25 protein-coding genes are annotated in these 20,030 nt (G+C 39.9%); 4 read left to right on the forward strand and 21 right to left on the reverse strand.

Going from position 1 to position 20,030, the window contains the following annotated elements; all coding sequences use genetic code 11:
* Positions 1–58: 58 nt before the first annotated feature.
* The 12 genes from DW125_RS02385 to DW125_RS02440 all read right to left on the reverse strand — a co-directional run bounded on the left by DW125_RS02385 (position 59) and on the right by DW125_RS02440 (position 9,810).
* The gene (locus DW125_RS02385) at positions 59–931 is read right to left on the reverse strand and encodes an ABC transporter ATP-binding protein (protein ID WP_005333452.1); all 873 of its coding nucleotides are present in this window, start codon (positions 929–931) and stop codon (positions 59–61) included.
* Between the two features lie 4 nt (positions 932–935).
* Entirely contained in the window at positions 936–1,592 is a 657-nt protein-coding gene (locus tag DW125_RS02390) for a hypothetical protein (protein WP_242992888.1), read from the reverse strand.
* Positions 1,589–2,653 carry an ABC transporter permease gene (locus tag DW125_RS02395; protein ID WP_008373936.1) on the reverse strand — a complete coding sequence of 355 codons (1,065 nt, stop codon included), beginning with the start codon at positions 2,651–2,653 and terminating at the stop codon, positions 1,589–1,591. Before DW125_RS02395 ends, DW125_RS02390 begins: the two co-directional genes overlap by 4 nt.
* Before the next feature lie 70 nt (positions 2,654–2,723).
* Positions 2,724–3,926 carry a HAMP domain-containing sensor histidine kinase gene (locus DW125_RS02400; RefSeq protein WP_117537006.1) on the reverse strand — a complete coding sequence of 401 codons (1,203 nt, stop codon included), beginning with the start codon at positions 3,924–3,926 and terminating at the stop codon, positions 2,724–2,726.
* Positions 3,914–4,588: a response regulator transcription factor gene (locus DW125_RS02405; protein WP_023921570.1), complete on the reverse strand. Its 675-nt coding sequence runs from the start codon at positions 4,586–4,588 to the stop codon at positions 3,914–3,916. Before DW125_RS02405 ends, DW125_RS02400 begins: the two co-directional genes overlap by 13 nt.
* A gap of 94 nt (positions 4,589–4,682) precedes the next feature.
* Positions 4,683–5,000 (reverse strand): winged helix-turn-helix domain-containing protein, encoded by a 318-nt coding sequence (locus tag DW125_RS02410; protein ID WP_226851781.1) that lies wholly within the window; start codon positions 4,998–5,000, stop codon positions 4,683–4,685.
* A gap of 313 nt (positions 5,001–5,313) precedes the next feature.
* Entirely contained in the window at positions 5,314–6,519 is a 1,206-nt protein-coding gene (locus DW125_RS02415) for an ABC transporter permease (protein WP_117537007.1), read from the reverse strand.
* Positions 6,503–7,393, reverse strand: a complete 891-nt coding sequence (locus tag DW125_RS02420; protein WP_117537008.1) for an ABC transporter ATP-binding protein — start codon at positions 7,391–7,393, stop codon at positions 6,503–6,505. Before DW125_RS02420 ends, DW125_RS02415 begins: the two co-directional genes overlap by 17 nt.
* Positions 7,377–8,141: a hypothetical protein gene (locus DW125_RS02425; protein ID WP_117470419.1), complete on the reverse strand. Its 765-nt coding sequence runs from the start codon at positions 8,139–8,141 to the stop codon at positions 7,377–7,379. The genes DW125_RS02420 and DW125_RS02425 overlap by 17 nt, the downstream gene beginning before the upstream one ends.
* Positions 8,138–8,653 (reverse strand): RNA polymerase sigma factor, encoded by a 516-nt coding sequence (locus DW125_RS02430; protein WP_117470420.1) that lies wholly within the window; start codon positions 8,651–8,653, stop codon positions 8,138–8,140. Before DW125_RS02430 ends, DW125_RS02425 begins: the two co-directional genes overlap by 4 nt.
* Positions 8,654–8,756: 103 nt before the next feature.
* On the reverse strand, positions 8,757–9,482 hold the full coding sequence (locus DW125_RS02435; protein ID WP_008373954.1) for a M15 family metallopeptidase: 726 nt from the start codon (positions 9,480–9,482) through the stop codon (positions 8,757–8,759).
* A 73-nt stretch (positions 9,483–9,555) separates the two neighbouring features.
* Positions 9,556–9,810, reverse strand: coding sequence for a hypothetical protein (locus DW125_RS02440; RefSeq protein WP_005333435.1), 255 nt, complete (start codon positions 9,808–9,810; stop codon positions 9,556–9,558).
* A gap of 277 nt (positions 9,811–10,087) precedes the next feature.
* Here DW125_RS02440 and ligA point away from each other — a divergent pair, with 277 nt between their 5' ends.
* From ligA to DW125_RS02460, 4 genes are all read left to right on the forward strand, one after another.
* Positions 10,088–12,082: an NAD-dependent DNA ligase LigA gene (gene ligA / locus DW125_RS02445; protein WP_040015507.1), complete on the forward strand. Its 1,995-nt coding sequence runs from the start codon at positions 10,088–10,090 to the stop codon at positions 12,080–12,082.
* Between the two features lie 77 nt (positions 12,083–12,159).
* Positions 12,160–12,663 (forward strand): NADAR family protein, encoded by a 504-nt coding sequence (locus DW125_RS02450; protein WP_023921566.1) that lies wholly within the window; start codon positions 12,160–12,162, stop codon positions 12,661–12,663.
* A 21-nt stretch (positions 12,664–12,684) separates the two neighbouring features.
* Positions 12,685–13,158: an LPD11 domain-containing protein gene (locus tag DW125_RS02455; protein ID WP_005333427.1), complete on the forward strand. Its 474-nt coding sequence runs from the start codon at positions 12,685–12,687 to the stop codon at positions 13,156–13,158.
* Between the two features lie 89 nt (positions 13,159–13,247).
* Complete coding sequence (locus DW125_RS02460) at positions 13,248–14,612, forward strand: ATP-binding protein (RefSeq protein WP_117470422.1); 1,365 nt, start codon at positions 13,248–13,250, stop codon at positions 14,610–14,612.
* Positions 14,613–14,672: 60 nt separating this feature from the next.
* Here the strand turns inward: DW125_RS02460 and DW125_RS02465 are convergent, their stop codons facing one another.
* The 9 genes from DW125_RS02465 to DW125_RS02505 all read right to left on the reverse strand — a co-directional run bounded on the left by DW125_RS02465 (position 14,673) and on the right by DW125_RS02505 (position 19,974).
* Positions 14,673–15,035 carry a type II toxin-antitoxin system HicB family antitoxin gene (locus DW125_RS02465; RefSeq protein ID WP_005333424.1) on the reverse strand — a complete coding sequence of 121 codons (363 nt, stop codon included), beginning with the start codon at positions 15,033–15,035 and terminating at the stop codon, positions 14,673–14,675.
* The gene (locus DW125_RS02470) at positions 15,019–15,276 is read right to left on the reverse strand and encodes a type II toxin-antitoxin system HicA family toxin (protein WP_005333422.1); all 258 of its coding nucleotides are present in this window, start codon (positions 15,274–15,276) and stop codon (positions 15,019–15,021) included. The genes DW125_RS02465 and DW125_RS02470 overlap by 17 nt, the downstream gene beginning before the upstream one ends.
* 2 nt (positions 15,277–15,278) lie before the next feature.
* Complete coding sequence (locus DW125_RS02475; RefSeq protein ID WP_117537010.1) at positions 15,279–15,635, reverse strand: hypothetical protein; 357 nt, start codon at positions 15,633–15,635, stop codon at positions 15,279–15,281.
* Positions 15,636–15,644: 9 nt separating this feature from the next.
* Positions 15,645–15,866, reverse strand: a complete 222-nt coding sequence (locus DW125_RS02480; protein ID WP_117470424.1) for a DUF5348 domain-containing protein — start codon at positions 15,864–15,866, stop codon at positions 15,645–15,647.
* 52 nt (positions 15,867–15,918) lie between these two features.
* The gene (locus tag DW125_RS02485; protein ID WP_117537011.1) at positions 15,919–16,572 is read right to left on the reverse strand and encodes a recombinase family protein; all 654 of its coding nucleotides are present in this window, start codon (positions 16,570–16,572) and stop codon (positions 15,919–15,921) included.
* Positions 16,573–16,729: 157 nt separating this feature from the next.
* Complete coding sequence (locus DW125_RS14440; protein ID WP_334294203.1) at positions 16,730–16,906, reverse strand: winged helix-turn-helix domain-containing protein; 177 nt, start codon at positions 16,904–16,906, stop codon at positions 16,730–16,732.
* 69 nt (positions 16,907–16,975) lie between these two features.
* The gene (locus DW125_RS14445) at positions 16,976–17,227 is read right to left on the reverse strand and encodes an ATP-binding protein (RefSeq protein WP_278245106.1); all 252 of its coding nucleotides are present in this window, start codon (positions 17,225–17,227) and stop codon (positions 16,976–16,978) included.
* Positions 17,228–17,264: 37 nt separating this feature from the next.
* Positions 17,265–18,023, reverse strand: coding sequence for an ABC transporter ATP-binding protein (locus DW125_RS02500; RefSeq protein WP_117537012.1), 759 nt, complete (start codon positions 18,021–18,023; stop codon positions 17,265–17,267).
* The gene (locus tag DW125_RS02505; protein WP_117537013.1) at positions 18,010–19,974 is read right to left on the reverse strand and encodes an FtsX-like permease family protein; all 1,965 of its coding nucleotides are present in this window, start codon (positions 19,972–19,974) and stop codon (positions 18,010–18,012) included. Before DW125_RS02505 ends, DW125_RS02500 begins: the two co-directional genes overlap by 14 nt.
* Positions 19,975–20,030: the final 56 nt, after the last annotated feature.

Raw genomic sequence — 20,030 nt, forward strand, 5'->3', positions numbered from 1 at the left:
TTCCCATAACATCACCTGCTTTTCTTAGCATTTAGCTTTCACTCCTCATTAACAATGTTTATCGATTGGTTACATAGATATATGCATCTTCCAAAGTTACGTCACAAGCTATACATCCACTTTCTGACGGCATATTCTCCCCTAACAGTCTTAATCTAATTCCTTCCTCCGTATACTGCTTACTGGAAATATGATATTTTCTTTCTAATTCTCTTGCAAGGCTTTCGTCCTCTGTACAGCATTCCCATACATGCCCTCTTGCCTTATTCAATAATTCCCTCATTGTTCCTGTATAAAGGAATCTACCTTTTTTCATAACCGCAAGCTGATTACAGGTTGCCATCAGATCCTCCACCACATGCGTTGAAAATAATACGGTGCGTTCTTCTGCAAAATCTACCAGTAAATTACGGATACGGATGCGTTCCTCCGGATCGAGCCCTGTTGTTGGTTCATCCACAATTAAAAAATCCGGCTCATGGAGTAATGCCTGCACTAATCCAACTCTTCGCTTCATTCCACCTGAAAGCTGCCGCATTTTCTTTTTCTGATGGTCTGCAAGACTGGTCTTCTCCAGATAGTAATCAATCCTTTTCTTGCTTTCTCTTTTCTCAATTCCAGCCAGATCTCCCATATACTCCAGACATTCTCGAACAGTCAAAGACGGATACAGATCAATTTCCTGTGGCAGATACCCAATCTTTTTCTGTATCTTTTCGTAATTTGCTTCGCAATATAGCGTACCATCTAACAGAACTTTTCCACTTGTGGGTGCAAGCACCGTTGTAAGCACCCGCATCAACGTTGTTTTTCCTGCACCATTTTCACCTAACAGACCAAATATCCCATGTGGGATTTCCAGATCCACATGATCTACCGCTGTCACTCCATTTTTAAATGTTACTGTTAAATCGTCTATTCTTATACTCATAATCTTACCCTCTCTTCTTTAATATCTTAGGAACAAATGCAAGCATCATCCCCGCAAATACCACGCACAGCACCTTCCCGCCAAGCCAGCTCCACTCTGTCAGCTTACCGAAATCACAAGTTCCGTAGGAAAATGGTCCCCAGTTTTTCAAAAACTGAGTTGCCTTTCCGGAAATAGAGAAACACCAGAAAAGCAGCACGACACCCATACCAATCCATCTGTTTCGAACCAGATTGCTGACAGTTACGGAAAGCACACTCCAAAACAAAACAGTTCCGGGAATCGCAATACAATAAATTCCAAACAAGGCACCGCCATCTAATTCTTCTGTCAGATTCACCGGTTTCTGCCAATAAAAGAGTCCATATGCCAACAAACTGATTCCAATCAGATAAGCTACCTGCACAAATAGTCTTTTATAAACTACCCCTGCCTGCTTTTTTAGATTATAAAGGCAGAATACTTCCGAGCGTTTGCTCTGCACTTCCACCAGATAAGTATCTGCACAGAAAACGACTGCCAGAAGCGAAACAGCTCTTTCCACTGCCCCTCCGATTTCGTTTGCGTATACAACAGGCTGGATTGCACTCAATATCACAACAAAAGCGATTGAATATGCAATTTTATAATATGGCATACATATTTTTACTTCTTTCTTCAATGTACTCTCCTCCTTTTCCACATCCACACCGCTATAAACATGAGCAGTATGGATGCTGCCACAAGAAGCAGTTGATTGAGATATACCCGATATGGCAATCCCGTTTCAAAAAAATTCCCCGGAAATCTAACCATAATAGAGAATGGTCTTGCATGACACTGTCCTTTGCTGTCCCATGTCAGCATATTAGAATAAATGATATAAAGAACCAGCGCCGGAACCGCTGGAAGCGGATTCTTAAACAGCAGCGCTGTAACCGCATACACACAGCAGATCATCAGGATGTTCGGCAGGACATACAGGATCGAATTCTGAACAAAATCCAGTATGTTCATAGCAAATCCTGATTTTACTGCCGTGGCATAACACAAAATGATAAATACGATATTCATAATGACCAGTGCCGTCGTCATGATGAGAAATCCACTGCTTATTTTCCCGGCAATATATTGAAAAGCCGTCATCGGTTTGGTGTGCAGCAATTCATAAGTATTTTTCCTCATATCCTGGAAAAATAAAAACGCCAGCAGAACCGTTGCAAAGAATGCCATATGCAGGCTTGCAAAATCTGTAAATTTTCTTCCGAAATAATAGGAGAATGGATGTTTCTCAAGATTTTCTCTGATATACCGATTGACTTCCTCCGGGCTTCCCTGATACCATGAAACGTCCTCATACACATAATTGGCACCATTAAAGTGGTATTCCGTTTTCAGATACTGACACGCCTCCGTAATCTCCATCTGTTTCATCTCAGATATCACTGCCTCCGCCTCTGCTTCCGACATGCCAAACCCATTCTCTGTGTCTTGAAGTATCTTTACAATCTCTTTCTCCCACAGTTCTCTCTCCTTATCCGGTGTTGCCGGAATACATCCCTCCATAACATCCCCATCGGAAGCCATTTTTACCTTCCTGAAGGTTTCATCCGGCTTCACGTAATGAATGGACAGATAAGGTGCAAGTGTCTGGTACATACTGATTAAAACAACAATCAAACCGGTCCAAAATATCGGATTTTTAAGATAATTTTTCAGATTCCTTTTTATGATCGCTTTCATAAGTCATCCCGCCTTTCTTTTTTCTACAAACAGCATAGCCTACAAATCACAACAAAAAAACAACAGCCATTTATTTCTGCTGTTGTTTTTCTGATACATAATTTTTAAACACTGCCTCAATTTCCGCACCACCATCTGCTGCATTTTTTATCAGCAGTTTCCCGCCATGCCGTTCGCAGTAGATACGGCTGATATACATACCCATTCCAAAATGCTTTAAATCATCCTGCGAATTTTCATGATAAAACGCCTGTGTCACCGTATCGGTATTTTCCTGAAATCCCGTTCCGTCATCATCGATACTCATTTTCAGATCCTGCGCCGTCACTGTCAGCTTCAGCCCGACTTTCTGACTGGCATAGCGGAATGCATTGGACAACAGATTATCCGCTACTTCCATGATGATTTCCGCATCTGCGACCAGAGTTTCCGACTCTCCCACTGCCGTTACCGTGAAGTCCTTTTCTGATTTTTCTTCCATGACTTCTGCCAGCGTTTTTATCTGGCTGATCAACTGCCGGATATCCACCACGGAACAGTTTAATTCCCGTTCTTCCAGTTTCGTCATCTTCCGCATACCATCAATAAAATGGTTCATCCGTTCAATCTGAAGCATACCGCCCCTTAACATCTCCATCATTTTCTCTTGATCAAGCATATTTTCCGGAACAAATTCCAAAAGCATTTCCTGATATCCCCGCATGATTGCAAGCGGCGAGCGGATATCATGGGCAATCGCTGCACGCAGTACCCGCTCATCTTCGATCATCTGCCAAAGTCTACGGTTATTTTCTTCCAACTGCCCACGCATCCTTTCAAATTCCCTGCACAGCATCCCCATCTCGTCCTCGTTCTCATAAGCCATATGAAAATCCAGATCTTCCTCCGCAATCATCTGTGATGCCATCTTCAGTTCCTGAATCGGTCTCTTTAATTTATTTTTGTAAAACAGGCTGACCGCAATTCCACATCCGGCAAAAGAAAAAAGCAATACTCCGTACGTCTGAAGGAAATCACAGGTTTCTGAAATATGCCAGTCCATTCTGCTCATTTTACTCTGATTCGGTCTCGGTACCACTACCTCAAAATTTTCATTGCGGTCATTCATTGCCTGATAATACTCGTCCTGATCCACGTACTTCCACCAGACCTCCTCCTGTATCTGCCCGGCAATCTCAATAATTGACACAGAAAGAAAAAAAGTGACAATCAAGCTGAGTATCGTATATAAAACCATTGTCTTTTTCAAGGATAAATTTCTTATCTTTTCCATCGATACCCCATCCCCCATACTGTCTCAATGTATTCTGTCTGCGTATATTCCGCCAGTTTCTTTCTCACTCTCCGGATCAGTTCCGTAACAACACGGCTGTCACCTTCCGCATCATAACCACACACCTTTTCGTATATCCGCTCCCTGTCAAAAACCTGTCCTGGATTCATGGACAAAAACTCAATGATTGCATATTCCAGCTTCGTAAGCTCCAAATCATTTTCACCGATCTGAACCCTCTTTGCTCCATAATCAATACTGAGGTCTCCGTGGAATCTGTATTCAGACTTCCCTTTATGACGCTCCTCACGCTTCAAATGTGCAATAATACGAGCATCCAGTTCTTTCAGACTAAACGGCTTCAGTATATAGTCATCCCCACCGGATAAAAGCCCGTTTACCCTGTCCTGCTCCTCCACTTTTGCCGTCAGGAAGATAATGGGACAAGTTACTTTGCCCCGGATACGTCTGCATACTTCTAATCCGTCTATTTTAGGCATATTGATGTCCAGCAAGATAATATCCGGTTTCTTATGGATTTTTTCCAAAGCATCTGTGCCATCTTCTGCCATCATTACATCATATCGTTTGATTTCAAAATAGTTCTTTAACATCTTTAATAATTCGATGTCATCATCCACGATCAAAATTCTATATGCCACTTTTATCACCTCGTTTTATCAGTATACAACGAAAAAAACAATAAATAAACAACAAGAGAAACACTTCGAGCCGCCCATTGCCGGACGGCTCCTTTTATGCCCGAAAGCGATAACCAACACCACGTATCGTTTCTATGTAGTGCGGTGTTTCCGGATTTTCTTCTATTTTCTTTCTCAAGTTCTTAATCAGACCGTAAATTCGGTTATTCACTTCTGACTCCGCTTCCTCATAGATATGCTGATAGATCTGTTCTTTCGTGAATACCCGATTAGGAGATAACGCAAGATATAGAAGCAGATCATATTCATGTCGGGTAAGCCCCACTGTCTTATCTTCTCTGATTACACAACGCTGAAGCTGGTCTATTTCCAGACTTGGGAATCTCAACTTTTGAATGTTTACATTATCCATAAACTCTACTGTGTTTTCACAGACTAGAACCGATTTAATCTTATTCAGAATTTCTTCCTCGGAATCAGAAAACGTAAGAATCATTACTTTCCCATGGTATCACCTGCTTTTCAACCCTTCCTGATCTTTTTCAAATATCCGGAAATAGTTTATAAACATATCCCGAACGAGTTCACGTGATGTCATTTAATTTCTCTTTTATATAAAGAGGCACAATTACGCAATTTATCAGTAGCCCTCTTTTTTATCCGGATCATAAAATTTCTGCAGTAACAGCCGAAAGTTTCAATAGCTTTATCAGACGTTCGTAATACTATTTCTTCTTTAACCCATATCGACTATAACCTATATATATTAAAGGCAACAGTACAATAAATAATAAGATGTACAGAAACATCAATAACGAAATCTGACGAAATACAAACGAACCAATCTGAAAAAGAATCGGCGTCCTCACTGCATTAAAAATATTAGTCAATACAGTTGGCAGCAAATTGAAAAAAGCATCAAATGCCGGTAATACTCTTGCGATAAACGGCATCATACAAAGCAGGAAAAACGGGATACAAATCGCCAGATTCGGTGTATGCATCTTAACTGTCACCAGCATAGTCAACGCAGCACAAAACATTGTCACGATATACCCGCCCACAAGTATCAGCAAATAATATTCTCCATATGTCATAACATAAATACTGTATGGATCATCAATCTGATACGGCGTGAAAAATCCGCTTGTTCCCATTACTGCAAATGAGATAAGAGACAATACCCCCACTCCGATCCAATAGGTAACCGTTGACACAAGTATTCCCGCAAAAATCTTGTTTTTTATTGCCTTCGTTCTTCCATATTTAGTGGCAAAAAAAACATCCTCTGTTCCCGGGCGGAACTCTCCGGAAAATATACCAGCTACCAAAAAACCTATGATCACTGCCATTAACAGTACATAAGTTTGTGCGTACATTGTCATCGTAGTCCAGGAATCTTTTGCTTCGAACATAAAAGGTATTTCTATCTTTTTATAAACGCTTTCCAGATAACTTCTCTTTTCAGGTGTAGTACCATACTCTTCCACTATTTTCTTCATATTGTCCTGATAGATTGTATAGATATTCTGTAGCTGTTCATCTGAAAGCTGATATACTACACTTTCATTCCATTCTGAATCTGGAGTCATTATGCCAATTACAAAACTATAAATATCATAATATGACTGTACTGTTTTTCCATATTCTGTATTTGGTATTTCATCCGGATATTTGGCAGATATCGTCTTGTAATCATTTATTACTTCGGAAATTTTCTCCGCTGTAAGTTCCCCTTTCCATTGATTGATATTTTCAGCCAGAAGCCGTCCCGATTCAATCCCAGTGTGATTTTGCCCCTCTTCATCCACATAGCGCATACTTCCGATTGCCATACCGGAATAAATAATCGTCACCACAAGCACTGCCGCAAGCAAAACCTGATTAACCCGCTTAGAAAAGATCTTTTTCAACTCATATTTGAACATCATCTTTATCACCTGCCTTTTCTCCAAAACACAGAAGAAATGCATCCTCCAGTGTTGTCTCCACCTGTACTGCATTCCTTGCCGGCGGCGTCTTTGAAAGGACTCTTAGTTCCACTCCGTCGGCAACTGTCCTTACATTTCCAGTCAGATATTTCTTCATATAATTATTCAGTTCCCTTTTAGGAACAGTACAATTCCATACTGACATATCCATAGACAAAATAATCTCATCCGATGTTCCTGTATAGAAAAATTTTCCTTCTTTCATCAATATGATTTCATTTGCCACGTATTCGACATCTGACACAATGTGGGTAGACAGCAGGACAAGGCGGTCTTCCGACAATTCACTGACCAGATTTCGGAACCGGATTCTCTCATTCGGATCAAGACCGGCGGTTGGCTCATCCAATACTAATATCCGCGGATCATTCAACATCGCCTGAGCAATTCCGACTCTCCGGATCATTCCCCCTGATAAAGTGCGCATCTTTTTTTTTCGCTTTTCAGCCATCCCGACCTGCTCTAGCAGTTTTAAAGCCCTTTTCTTTGCCACGATGGGACGGAGTCCTTTGATGGATGCAATATACATCATGTAGTCATACACTGAAAGATCCGGATAAAACCCGTAATTCTGCGGCAGATAACCGAGTATCCCTCTATAAGATGCTCCCAAACTGAAGATATCCTTTCCATTCCACAAGATTTCTCCGCTTGTCGGATTTATCGCTGTACACAGCATCCGCATCAAAGTGGTTTTCCCCGCTCCGTTTACTCCCAATAACCCATATACACCTTTCTCCATAGAATGTGTTACGTGATCTACTGCATGTACATCTCCATAAGCTTTTGTTACATTTTTAAATTGCAGTTCCACTCGACTTCACCTCCCAGTTTATTTCGCAGTTACATTGCGATTTGTGAACACAAAAGATCAGATAACCAAACGATATGATCAGCAAGCCAACCCAGATCGGTACCGAAATTTTCTGATAAATAGAATCTGTGGACACAATCAGCGTCCAAATCAGTATGCAGGATATACTTAGAAAAACAGCAATATGCTCCATATCATTCCATTTGCTATACAATAGTCGGAAACAGATACAACAGGAAACATTAAGCGGCACTAGAAAATCTATGATGATCCGGTATGCCGAAATCTGTAGTGTATAAACTGAAATACTGAAAAAAGCTGTAATCATAACCAGATCCACTGCTGCAAATAGCAATGTCCTTGCAGCACAGATCTGGCGCAGTGAATAGAATGCCGTTTTTTCGATCTCGACTGCAGAAAATCTCCGGTTCTTCCAGATTTCAGGTACGATCATCACAGAAAACATCACCGACATAGCCCCCAGTGTCCGCTCTGTATTTGCTCCTCCATCTGAGTCCGCCAGCAGAATCCAAAGCAGAAACAGGATTCCTCCCTGCAGGGCCCACCATCTTTTCTTGATAAATTTGAACTGCTCAAATAAAAATTCGAAATATGACGCCCGTCTGTTATCCTGACGGCTCACAATGTCTGAACACCGTTCCATTACTGTGCAAACTGCCGTTTCCTGTATATATTCCTTCTGTATCAAGGATTTATACTCCTTGATTTTTCTCTGATACTGCTTCAATCTCTTCCCTCCTCCAACTGTTTTGACAGTAATTCTTTTGCTTTCGAAACACGATATTTTACAAGTGATAATTTTATATGTAATAAATCAGAAATTTCTTTTTGTTTTAACCCCTGAAAGAAAAACAAGATTGCCGTCTCTTTTATTTCTTCCGGAAGCAGATCCAACGCCCGTTCTACATCAAGCCGGATTTCTATTTCTGTCAGATTATCCTTTTCTATATCCGGCAACTGATCCAATAATATTTCCTTCTTTTTTTTATAGTAGTTTTTAATGATATTTCCCGCTATGCTGTATAGATAGCTCTTCGCCTTTCCTATTTCAGCTCCGCTCATCAGCGCTCCGAAAAACCTCACAAAAGTTTCTTGTACCATATCTTCTGCACATTCTTGATTGTGGATGTGCAGAAAGCAATATTGATAGATAAAAGAATAATATTTTTCAACAAACTGATTACCTGCATGGTTGTTGCCGTTTCTGATTTTCTGTAGTAATAAGAAGTCAGAAGTCATCTCATTCCTCCTTCCTCATTTGCCCCCTATATTTTACCCTCCTATATACTAAGACACCTAACAAGCATAAAAAGTTAGTTAAAGATAAATTATTTTTTAATTTTTATTTTAGAGTCTCGATATACTCCTCCAGACACAATCCTTTTTTCTGCATTTCCAGGGCAGCATCCACCCCTACATACCTATAATGCCAGGGTTCATTGTTCACTCCTGTAATTTCTATCTTATTATCAGGATACCTTTTAATAAAACCATATTTATATGCATTATTGGCAAGCCATGTATAAACAGCATCCGAAGAACACTTGGACGTATCCGCATTGATATCAACGGCTATCCCAAGTTCATGCTCACTTGTTCCAGGTTCGGCAACATATTCTTTCGCAAGTTTTTTTGCCTCCCCACGTGAATAGCCTTCATCCTGATACTGCTGAATTCTCTCATTCATAATATCTTTCTGATCCTGAGTTGTCCTGTACCCTTCCCTTACAAATAATTCAAGTCCCTCAGCTCTGGCATCATCAAACATCTGCTGAAGCTGAGGATAGATTCTCGAATCCACTTTTTCTCCGTTTGATAATTCTGTGAGTTCTACCTCATAATTACGGGGAACACAATAATCGTCATTTACAAGAATCAAGTTCCATCCAAAAGAAGTATCAGCTTCCCTTCTAAATAGATTGAAACTGTTAATCATCGGAATTTCACCCTGAATCGCCATATACGAAACAGCCCGCAAAAGCACAAATCCCAATATAAACACTAAAGCAACCACAGCGATTTGCTTCAAAAGTCTCTTTCGCCTGGTATACCGTTTATAACTTCTCATGTTTATCACCTTCAATCTGCTTTCAAATTTAATAATCTATATTTTATGACAATTCAGCATATAGAAAAGTTAGTTATTCGTGAAAATTATTTTTAAATTTAGAACTTGCATAACCACTACGATGTAAAAACAGTTTAGAGGCATTTATGACAGAGATTGATTTTATCTGGTTTTCGACTTTCTCCACGAAAGTGGCAAAAAATACCTGGCTACGAATTCCTTCGCTTAGGGCAAATCTGAAATCCTGAACGCTTTTATTCCTGTAGCCGACAAATTTGTCATCAACATAAGGCAAAAGCTTCATTGAGGAATCTATTTCATTTGACATATACTACATCTAGTGTTATACTGTTCTTATATCAATTATTTGTGTCAATCCGGAAAGGATTTATCACACGCAGTTTAGGTTTGAAACGTAGTCAGGAGTTTTCCTATGCCCAACAAGCAGCAGGGACTTCTGGCTTTTTTTATTTTGCAGGAAACTGCATCTATTTTGAGAATGAACATAAGCGTCATTCTCTTTTTTTATGCCTGAACGCAGGGAAAGGAGGATTACGGAAACAAATGATTCCGGAACTGGCACGCCACAAAAGAAAGGAGACTCTATGTCAGTCAAAAGAATTAAGAATCTTGTAAAACAACTCAATGAATACCGTCATGCCTACTACAATCAGGATGCCCCTCTGGTATCTGATGCCGAGTATGACCGACTCTTTGACGAACTGAAGGAACTGGAGGAACAGACTGGTTTCATCCTGTCAAATTCTCCGACACAGACGGTTGGATATTATCCGGTCAGTGAACTTGCCAAAGTCACCCATCCGATTCCACTGCTCTCGCTTGAGAAAACAAAACTGATTTCAGAGCTTTTAGATTTCATGAAAGGACAGGAAGTTCTCTTTATGCTGAAACTGGACGGTTTGACTACCAAACTCATTTACGAAGATGGCAGACTGATTCAGGCTTCTACCCGTGGAGATGGTGAAGTGGGGGAAGATATTACACACAATATCCCGGCATTTTTAAATGTACCGCTTACCATTCCACACAAAGAACGTCTGGTCATTACCGGTGAGTCTTTTATACCAACCAATGATTTTGAACGTCTGAAAGATACTCTGCGTGATGGAAATGGAAAACCTTATAAAAACGGACGTAATTTTGCTTCCGGATCAGTACGAAGTCTTGATCCGAAGAACTGTATCGGACGTTGTGTTCGCTTTCTTCCGTTCAATGTATTAGAAGGAATGGAGGATGTTCCCTTCCCGGACAGCAGAGCCTGCAAATTAGAAGGTTTAACACACCTGGGCTTTGGTTACTGCCCGTTTTTCTCAATTTCAGGAACCGGACTTTCAAAAGAATATGCGGAGAAATTCATTCAGGAATTGGTATCCACAGCAGCAAATTTACATCTTCCTATCGATGGCATTGTCATGATTTTTGACAGTCTCAGCTACTCCAAAAGCTGCGGAAAAACCGGACACCACTATAAGGACGGCCTCGCCTATAAGTTTGAGGATGATACCTACGAAACTTTCTTGCGTGAAATTGAATGGACACCGACCAGATTCGGAGAGATTGCTCCGGTCGGCATCTTCGATACCGTGGAGATTGACGGCTGTGATGTTTCCAGAGCTTCCCTTCATAATCTGACCTTTATCAAAAATCTGGAGCTTGTACCCGGATGCCGGATTCTTGTTTCCAAACGAAACATGATCATCCCACATATAGAGGATAATCTGGATCGTGGAAGGTATACCGACATCACGCCTCCGGTCTGCCCTTGCTGTGGTTCCAAAACCAGAACCTACAGCCGTAAGACCAGCGACGGTCGCACCGTAGAAACTCTGCATTGTGATAATCCGCAGTGCGACAGCCAGATCACAAGAAGGTTTGTCCATTTTGCCAGCAAGAAGGCAATGAACATCGAAGGACTGTCAGAAGCCACTTTAGAAAAATTCCTGAATCTGGGCTATCTGCACTCTTTTCAGGACATCTATCATCTGGAGGAACACCGGGAAGATATTGTGGCACTGGACGGATATGGTGAGAAATCTTTCGACCGCTTGTGGGAATCCATCAACGCCAGCCGGAGGACCAGCTTTGTCCGCTATCTGGTTTCCATGGATATTCCTATGATCGGCAGAACCAAAAGCCGGATTCTGGACACCGTATTTTCCGGAAATTTAACTGCATTTGAACAGGCGGCTGTCGGAGATTACGACTTCACTCAGTTAGAGGATTTTGGCGAAATCTTAAATCACAACATCCATTCCTGGTTTGCAGATGAAGCAAATCTTGATTTATGGAAAAACTTACAGAACGAATTCACATTTGAACAAAGAAAGGAAGAGACCATTATGACAAAAGAAAACAAATTTACAGGATGTACCATCGTAGCAACAGGGAAACTGGAGCATTTTACCAGAGACGGTATCAACGATAAGATTCTGGAGCTTGGTGCCAAACCTGGCAGCTCTGTAACAAAGAAAACCGATTACCTGATCTGCGGGGAAAAAGCCGGCAGCAAACTGGCAAAAGCCCAGAGCCTTGGTATTCCAATTCTTACAGAAGCTGAATTTTTGGAGATGATTGCATAACCATCTCTGCAATAGATGAGAATTATTTTGAGGTGTGGCTGAAAGGCCGCACCTCTTTTACAAAGGAGGAATTTAGAATGAATCAAACAAATACAAGCAAGCGCATACCTACACAGATCAATGAATTTCGGGGAGATTATGCTTTTCTAAGCAATTTCTATCCGGCACCGGTCTCTTACATGGGACAAACCTATGCAAATAATGAAGCTGCTTTTCAAGCGCAGAAAACACTCTCTGCGAGAGAGCAACGCAAATTCTGTATTTTTCGGATGCATAATCCTTCTGATGCAAAGAAACTCGGCAGAGATCTTACATTACGCCCGGACTGGGAAAAAGTGAAAGTCCGGCTCATGTATGAAATCTGCATGTGCAAATTCATGCAGAACCCGGAACTCCGGGATAAACTTCTTGCAACCGGAGAGTCCACACTTATTGAAGGAAACAACTGGGGTGACTATTTCTGGGGCAAAGTCAATAACTGCGGAGAAAACCAGTTAGGAATCATCCTGATGGATGTACGTGCGAAGCTGCAGTGGAATGCAGAAACAGCGCCCAATAATATACCTCAATGTCTGCAATAAAGGAAAGGATGGTCTAATAGAATGAATGAAAATGCAAAAACAAAATTAGTGCTTGAGTATACTGGCATGGATGATTTTTCCTGTCCGGTATATAAGGACCAATTCGGAAAGTTGTGGAAGGATATTGACCTTGGCAAAGAGCCTGAACCGAATCTTTATTCTTTATCTTTTAACCATATTGATGGAGAACCTTCCCATCCCATACAGCAGGAGTACACATTTCATCCGGCTCCGTATCAAAGAAGTTCCTATGAATTCGAGTACCGGATGTTAAGTAAATTACAGTCTGACTGTGAATACTATCTGGGCTACGGAAATCGCAGTCCGTCTATCCTATGCAATCATAGCGTTCAAAACCATATTGCCCGTATGAAAGAATTATGGAATGGTTTTCCCACAGATCAGAAACCGGAATGGCTGACCTGGGAACAGCTTCTTCAGTACGAAAAAGTAATGACAGAAACCGGAATACCCGTGAAGAACTGCTCAGACTAGACAATTCATCATTTATCAGAAATTACCCTCTATATTATCCATTCATATTTTGATATAATAGGAACAGTTGAAAGAAAGGAGCATTTCCCATGTATCTGAAAAGAAAAGTTTACGATCAGCTTCTGGATTGGAAAAACGATACCGTCCACAGCACCTTGGAAGTGAATGGTGCCAGACAGGTCGGAAAAACATATATTATCAATAAATTTGCGGATGAGAACTTCAGGCACAAGATCTACATTAACCTGTTTGATTTGTCCGGCAAACAATTTATGGAATGTTACAAAAAAGCCACAGACTGGACTCCCGGTACAAAACGACCGGAGCAGCCGCTTCACGATGCTTTTAAACTCTTCGATCCGGATTTTGAAGATACCAACGATACAGTCATCATTATTGATGAAATTCAGGAATCCTCAGAGATATTCAACCGTATCCGAGAATTTACCCGCTATTTTCAAGCGCATTTCATTGTAACTGGAAGTTATCTGGGACGTGTACTGGAACCGGAATTCAAATTCTCCAGTGGAGATATTACCAGTATCCGTATTTATACCCTTTCCTTTAAAGAGTTTTTGGAAGCATTGGATGACCAGCTTTTTCAGAAATATCTATCACTTCCACTGGATCATGCAGATGACACCGTACCGGAACTATATGACGAATTAAAGAATGTTTACGACATCTATAGACAGATTGGCGGCTATCCAAAGGTTGTGGAAACATACCTTAACACAAAAGACGTGGAAGCAGCTCAAAAAGAGCTTGTTAGAATCATCCGCATTTTCTTAAACGAATCTATGCGGTACTTTGATGACATCACAGATATTAGTGTTTTTACCAACATCTTTTTAAGCATCTGCCGTATTCTGCTTCGTGAAAAGAAAGGATTAGATGAGGACAGTATAAGTGAAGAACTGCAAAAGCTCGTTACAAAGAATTACTCCAGTAATCTTTCTAAAGCAACCTGCTATCGTGCTATCAACTGGCTTTATCATTCTGGAATCATCGGTTTCTGTGGCAAAATCACAGAACTGGACATCCTGAATTTCAAACCGGGAAGCCGCTGCTTCTTCATGGATCTTGGAGTTGCATATTATTATCTCTCCAGAACTGGTGCTACTGTATCAACTATGGATGGCTCATTGAACGAAAACTATGTTTACATTAACTTGTCCAAACGCCAGGAATTCCCGGAAGAAATTATCTTTGAGACACCGGCTTTTGCTACTTATAAAGGTGGTGAAATTGATTTTGTAGCTCAGACATTGAAAACTCACATCCGCTATCTGATTGAAGTTAAAGCCGGTAAGGGAACTGCATCTACTGCCTTGAAGGCATTGGAACAGGGGAAGGCCCACAAACTATTGTATTTAAAAGGTGATACCAAAGGCGGAACCGCTGGGAATGTACAAACACTTCCCCTATACCTGCTGGAGCAATATCATTTTTAATCTATAAAAGACTTCGAGCCGCCCATCCGGACGGCTCTTTTCATCTATATTCTTGTATATTTATTTTACTAACAGCGCATCATTCTTTGAAAGAAGATATATACAGTATTGATTCATACTGATGCCTTCTTTTTTTGAGTGTTCCGCCAGATCCCGGTGTAAGCTGCGTGGCATCCTTATTTTAAACTGTCCCGAATACTCTTCCAGGCTTCCCGGTTCGTGAATCTCAATCCCTTCTTCCAGTGCAGCTTCTAACCATGCTTTTTTTGCATCCGCTGCATTTTCAACTGCCCTTTCTATCGTCTCTCCACAGGTGATGCATCCCGGCAGTTCCGGATAAGAAACCACAAATCCACCTTCATCCTTATCTTCCACAATTTCCATGCGATAGGACATTGCCAAATAATCATTCAGTGTCTTCATCGTTTTTCGCCTCACTTTCTACAATCTGCTTTACCATTTCAACATAAATTTTCTTGATTGGTTCGTGTTTCGGTATTGTTATCGGCTGGCATCCCGCTTTACGGAATGTATAATGGCTGCTCCCACTTCTCGGAGCATTTATCTCATATCCATAACTTTCTAATACTTTTCTTAATTCATCAAAACGAAGGTCTTTCGATAATGAGCAAATTCTTGTCAATAGTTTATCCCATTTCGACATCTTTAATGCCTCCTATCTATAGTATATGTGGTGTCATATATGGTGTCAATCTGTTTTTCATCTTTCTTGGTCAAATAAGGCTGCAGCTCTTTCTTAGCATCCGCTACAAATGCTTCTTTCCTCGCACTTACCATATATATCTTCCAGAGCATCAAATGCAGGATTTCCGCATCCACCACACTGCATTTCTTTTGAACCATGCGGATAAACGGGCAGATTACTGTATTTGACAGCTTTTCTCCTTTAAGCAGCAGCTCCCCATCCGTTCCATATACTTCATACAGACATTCCAGAATACTCCTCAGATCTGTCACAAATCGGAAGGCGGGCTTTACATATTTCTTTTTGGCTTCCATCATCTATCTCCTCTACATCCGAACAGTCAGCCCGCCGAGGCGTGTCTTCGGAAGTCCCACAAGATACCAGTCCTCGTCCATTTCAATCCGAACCGGAATCCATACATCCCTTACCTCCACATCAAAGCATTCTCCACAATGCAGTCCCCCATAATAGGATTCAATACCAAACCGGATATCATATCTTCCCATAGACGGATCATAAATCAAAGTACCTATTCTTTTTTCACTCATATTGCTTTCCTCCTGAAATTCTTTGTTCTATATAAGTAATATGGCTTTCATTCTAGGTATTGGAAAGTTCCGGATATTTTTCATAAAAAGTTTTACGATACCGGTAAAAGGTAGAGTGTGTCATTCCCAGACTCTTCCGAAGCTGTGTCGGTGTCATTTTTCCGGAAATAACGCTCTGGAAGTTCTCGTCAAAGGTTTCCTGCTTCATCACGCATGGTCTTCCATAATCATCCCATTCGCCCCGCAATTTCTTCGCTTCTATCCCTTCCCGCTGTCGCTTCTCCTTTTTCTCCAGCTCTGCCTGCGCCATAGAAGCATAAAGTTCCAACATCATGTTATTGATTGTTTCCAGCATCATCCTTGCCATAGCGTTGTCCATCACAGATAAATCCATGAGCGTAGTCGGAAGTTCCAAAACCATGAGCCGCACTCCCATTTCTTTTAACCGTTGAATCTGTTGCATCGTATCCCGCTTATTTCTTCCCAGCCTGTCTAATTCTGTGATAATCAAAATATCTCCCGGCCGCAGGACATCCTCCACTAAAACGGTATATCTCGGACGATTAAAATTCTTCCCTGTCTCCTGATCCGTAAAAATATTCGTAAGTGCCATCTCATGCTCGTTACAGTACCGCTCAATTTCCTGTATGCCACGATCAAGATGCTGCTCCTTTGTACTGGTGCGGTGATATCCATATATCTGCATCCACATTTCTCCTTTCCCTGTCCCAAAATATCCACACTTTTGTTGGCATATCTCAAAACTGTGTGTGTAACCTTTTTGAGATATAATCCCCCTTTCCGGAACGTACTTCTAAAATGTATACATTTTGGAACATCTGATTCTACTCTTTCTGTACGTATCAGGACAGAAAAGTGCAACAGATGTGACAAAAAAACTCCCAGAGGATATTACTCCCCTGAGAGTGGTTGAACTTATAGCCCACACCTCGGACGGTGCGGATGTAATTCCAGTTCCGTGAATCTACTTTTAACTTTTTACGAAGCTGGCTGCATTTTGCGCCCTTCGGCGGTCGCAAATGCGTTTTAGAACGGCCGCTCTGCGGAGCATAACGGCCGCCTGTTTTTAGTTAATTGACCACCACTTATCAAGTGTTAATCTTGATAGTGTAGTGTTTTGTGACTCGTTTCATAATAGAATTAGCTGACACTTCATCATTGAGAATCATTGCCTTCCAACTAGCCGGATCACGCTGTGAGCATACAATGGTGCTTTTTCTTTGTTCATTGCGTTTCTCAAGCAGTTCGAACAGGATCTTGATCTCACGTTCATCTGTAATGGTATGAAGAAGAAAATCGTCCAGAATAATTAACTCCCATTTGAGATAGTTGAATACGATTCATGAACAAGGTTTATTTTATATAAGCACTTGCAAATCAGCACCAGTTTGTAATTATTTCATTATAAAATTGTTCCTTATCTCCGGTTCTCTTCAGGTCTTCCTTTACTTTTCCATCTTTTAAGAAAATAATTCTATCACATGAACTTGCTATAATAGGATCATGTGTTACAAGCAGGATTGTTTTCCCCATCTTCTTATTAATCTCTTCTAAAGTATGTATTACAACCTCTGATGAGGCAGAGTCCAGATTTCCTGTTGGTTCGTCCGCCAAAATCAAATCGGGATTGTAGATTAATGCGCGGCAAATCGCAGTTCTTTGTTTTTCTCCTCCTGATAATTCATATGGTTTTTTATCCAATAAATCCGTAATTGCAAACTTCTCAGCCATTTCCTCACATTTTTTCTTACTCTCCTGAACATCTGCCTCATCCAAAATAAGCGGAAGCATAATATTTTCTTTTATAGACAGACTATCCATAAGATAATAATCCTGAAATACAAAAGCAATCTCTGTTCTTCTAAGTCTTGCCAGTTCAGCCCGGTATATATCTTTTGTATCTTTATCTTTGTAATATATTGTTCCGTCATCTGGTTTGTCTAGCATTCCCACTGCCTTTAATAATGTAGTTTTTCCACAACCAGAACGTCCCATAATCCCTACAAATTCACCTTCTTCTATCTCAAATGAAACATTATTTAAAACAGGATAAGTAATGCTTTCTCCTGTTCGGGAAGTTGAGTAATATGCCTTTTTTAAATTTTCCACTTTTAAAATTTTTTTACTTTTTTCCATCTCTACTATCTCCCTCTATTTTTCTAATATTTCTATAAGCAAATATCAAACTAAAAACAGCAAAAAGCAACCATATAGCACCTACAATTAAGATTATTCCTTTAAAATATTTATGGATCCACTCAATCTGTAAATGTTTCGCATACAAAAGCATGCTACAATACAAAATTGAAATAATTGTACCGCATATAACAGGCAGTCCTCCTGATAGCAGACACTCTTTTATGATTCCCTTTCTGACTTTAGCAGAAGACATTCCTGATTGAATATAAAATCGGTATTTCCATTCTGTCTCTGGAAAATCACACTCCATTTTTATACTCAATACAAATATTCCACACAAAAGCATAATGATAATATTTCCCGCTGCTGAAGCCACATATAAAAGCTTTGTTTTACTTCTTTCTAACAGCAGCTCTTTCTTCTCGTAAATCAGATTCCCATTATCAACATCAAAATAATTTACCTGGGAATGATCTTTGGCATACGCTTTTATTTCTTCGACGACTTTATCATAATTTTCAGGTATGTTCATCATAACAGCCATATTCGCCCCATCTGCTTTCACACAGTTCTTTTGATAATATTCGTCTGAGAATACAATAATATGTTCACATGTTTCACTTCCAAACACACCTGTTAGAATTCTATCTTCTGTTCCGACAACCTTGAATTTTTCCGTAAAATACTGTACTTTAGGTACTGCTACCTCTTTTATATACAACCATAAATCAGCTCTTGCTTTTCCTATATAAATTAATGGATTTTTTGTATTGTAACCAATTCCGACTTTGTTTCGTTCAAACCTCTCCCTTTGATATACAACGAATATTTCATTTCCTTTCAAATCCAGTGATTTTCCGGTCCATTTTTCATAAGTTGATGCCGGAATCCCCATATGTTCAGCAATATCTGTTGTTGTTACTCTAGCACATGGTACTTTTCTCAGTTCAACCCCTTCATCATCTGTTAGATGATTCAAAAACTCTTCATCATCTTTATTTGCCATCCATACCAAGTCATACGGATAATTCTTCGGCTCGGTAATCGGAAGGTTATCCAATAATTTTATAGAAAAATCTGTCATAATAATTACAAGAAATGCTGCAACGACAAAAGACATATTTATATTATAAAAGAATCTATGATACCAGTTTTCCAACCATGTAATTCGTTTATAATACTTCTTCTCCTTTTTATTCAACCGAACAAAATAGTATCCTGCCAAGCTGATCATAAGCAGGCACATGCCCGCATTCAAAAATACAGTCGGAATACTTTTGGATATCTTTCCCCAATAAAACAATAAACTTATAAGACCAATCAAGGTCAAAAATATCCCAAGCAGTAAAATTTTCGGTCTCTTCTTCAGTGGTTTCCCGTTCTTTTTTCCAACAGTCAACAATGCATCCATTCCCAGGCATGCTATCAATTCATCAAAAACAATGAATAGGATGCCGAAAACTTCACATGAAATCACCAATGTATTCCGCAGTGCAATAAATCCATAATTAACCTCTGTAGTAATTGTATTATAAAAGATATTTTGTAATACTGTTTTTGCACACTCTGCTAATATTTTTCCTAAAATCAAGCCACCAGTTACCGAGGAAAATATAATCCCTGCATATTCAAATCCAATAAACATATATCTATGCTTTTTCTTTAATCCCATCGTATCAAGCAGAACATAATCATAGGATTTTTTTTGTATGTACGAAATAATAACCAGTACCATTAATATAAACAAGAGAATATATGTCTCTTGAAAATTAATAAAAGTGTACATTTCTTCCACTATGCCAGAATTTTGTCCATTTATAATTCTTTCAATACTGTCACTAAATGCATATGATACATATATTGTCGAAACCATTAGTATACCACATAATATAACCAGTAAATAATGACCAAGCTTATGCTTTAGTGTTTCAAAAAATATTTTTTTCATTATATATTCCCCCTCTATTTTGTTGCATATATACTAATCTATCATTAATAACTTTG

Origin of the sequence: Dorea sp. AM10-31 (assembly GCF_003435815.1) — a bacterium.
Lineage (GTDB): Bacteria > Bacillota > Clostridia > Lachnospirales > Lachnospiraceae > Dorea_D > Dorea_D hominis.

Coding starts and splice junctions, on each gene's coding strand:
- DW125_RS02385 (WP_005333452.1), bottom strand. CDS start 931: ATGAGTATAAGAATAGACGATTTAACAGTAACATTTAAAAATGGAGTG.
- DW125_RS02395 (WP_008373936.1), bottom strand. CDS start 2,653: ATGAAAGCGATCATAAAAAGGAATCTGAAAAATTATCTTAAAAATCCG.
- DW125_RS02400 (WP_117537006.1), bottom strand. CDS start 3,926: ATGGAAAAGATAAGAAATTTATCCTTGAAAAAGACAATGGTTTTATAT.
- DW125_RS02410 (WP_226851781.1), bottom strand. CDS start 5,000: ATGGATAATGTAAACATTCAAAAGTTGAGATTCCCAAGTCTGGAAATA.
- DW125_RS02415 (WP_117537007.1), bottom strand. CDS start 6,519: ATGATGTTCAAATATGAGTTGAAAAAGATCTTTTCTAAGCGGGTTAAT.
- DW125_RS02430 (WP_117470420.1), bottom strand. CDS start 8,653: ATGACTTCTGACTTCTTATTACTACAGAAAATCAGAAACGGCAACAAC.
- DW125_RS02435 (WP_008373954.1), bottom strand. CDS start 9,482: ATGAGAAGTTATAAACGGTATACCAGGCGAAAGAGACTTTTGAAGCAA.
- DW125_RS02440 (WP_005333435.1), bottom strand. CDS start 9,810: ATGTCAAATGAAATAGATTCCTCAATGAAGCTTTTGCCTTATGTTGAT.
- ligA (WP_040015507.1), top strand. CDS start 10,088: ATGTCAGTCAAAAGAATTAAGAATCTTGTAAAACAACTCAATGAATAC.
- DW125_RS02450 (WP_023921566.1), top strand. CDS start 12,160: ATGAATCAAACAAATACAAGCAAGCGCATACCTACACAGATCAATGAA.
- DW125_RS02455 (WP_005333427.1), top strand. CDS start 12,685: ATGAATGAAAATGCAAAAACAAAATTAGTGCTTGAGTATACTGGCATG.
- DW125_RS02460 (WP_117470422.1), top strand. CDS start 13,248: ATGTATCTGAAAAGAAAAGTTTACGATCAGCTTCTGGATTGGAAAAAC.
- DW125_RS02465 (WP_005333424.1), bottom strand. CDS start 15,035: ATGAAGACACTGAATGATTATTTGGCAATGTCCTATCGCATGGAAATT.
- DW125_RS02470 (WP_005333422.1), bottom strand. CDS start 15,276: ATGTCGAAATGGGATAAACTATTGACAAGAATTTGCTCATTATCGAAA.
- DW125_RS02475 (WP_117537010.1), bottom strand. CDS start 15,635: ATGATGGAAGCCAAAAAGAAATATGTAAAGCCCGCCTTCCGATTTGTG.
- DW125_RS02480 (WP_117470424.1), bottom strand. CDS start 15,866: ATGAGTGAAAAAAGAATAGGTACTTTGATTTATGATCCGTCTATGGGA.
- DW125_RS02485 (WP_117537011.1), bottom strand. CDS start 16,572: ATGCAGATATATGGATATCACCGCACCAGTACAAAGGAGCAGCATCTT.
- DW125_RS02500 (WP_117537012.1), bottom strand. CDS start 18,023: ATGGAAAAAAGTAAAAAAATTTTAAAAGTGGAAAATTTAAAAAAGGCA.
- DW125_RS02505 (WP_117537013.1), bottom strand. CDS start 19,974: ATGAAAAAAATATTTTTTGAAACACTAAAGCATAAGCTTGGTCATTAT.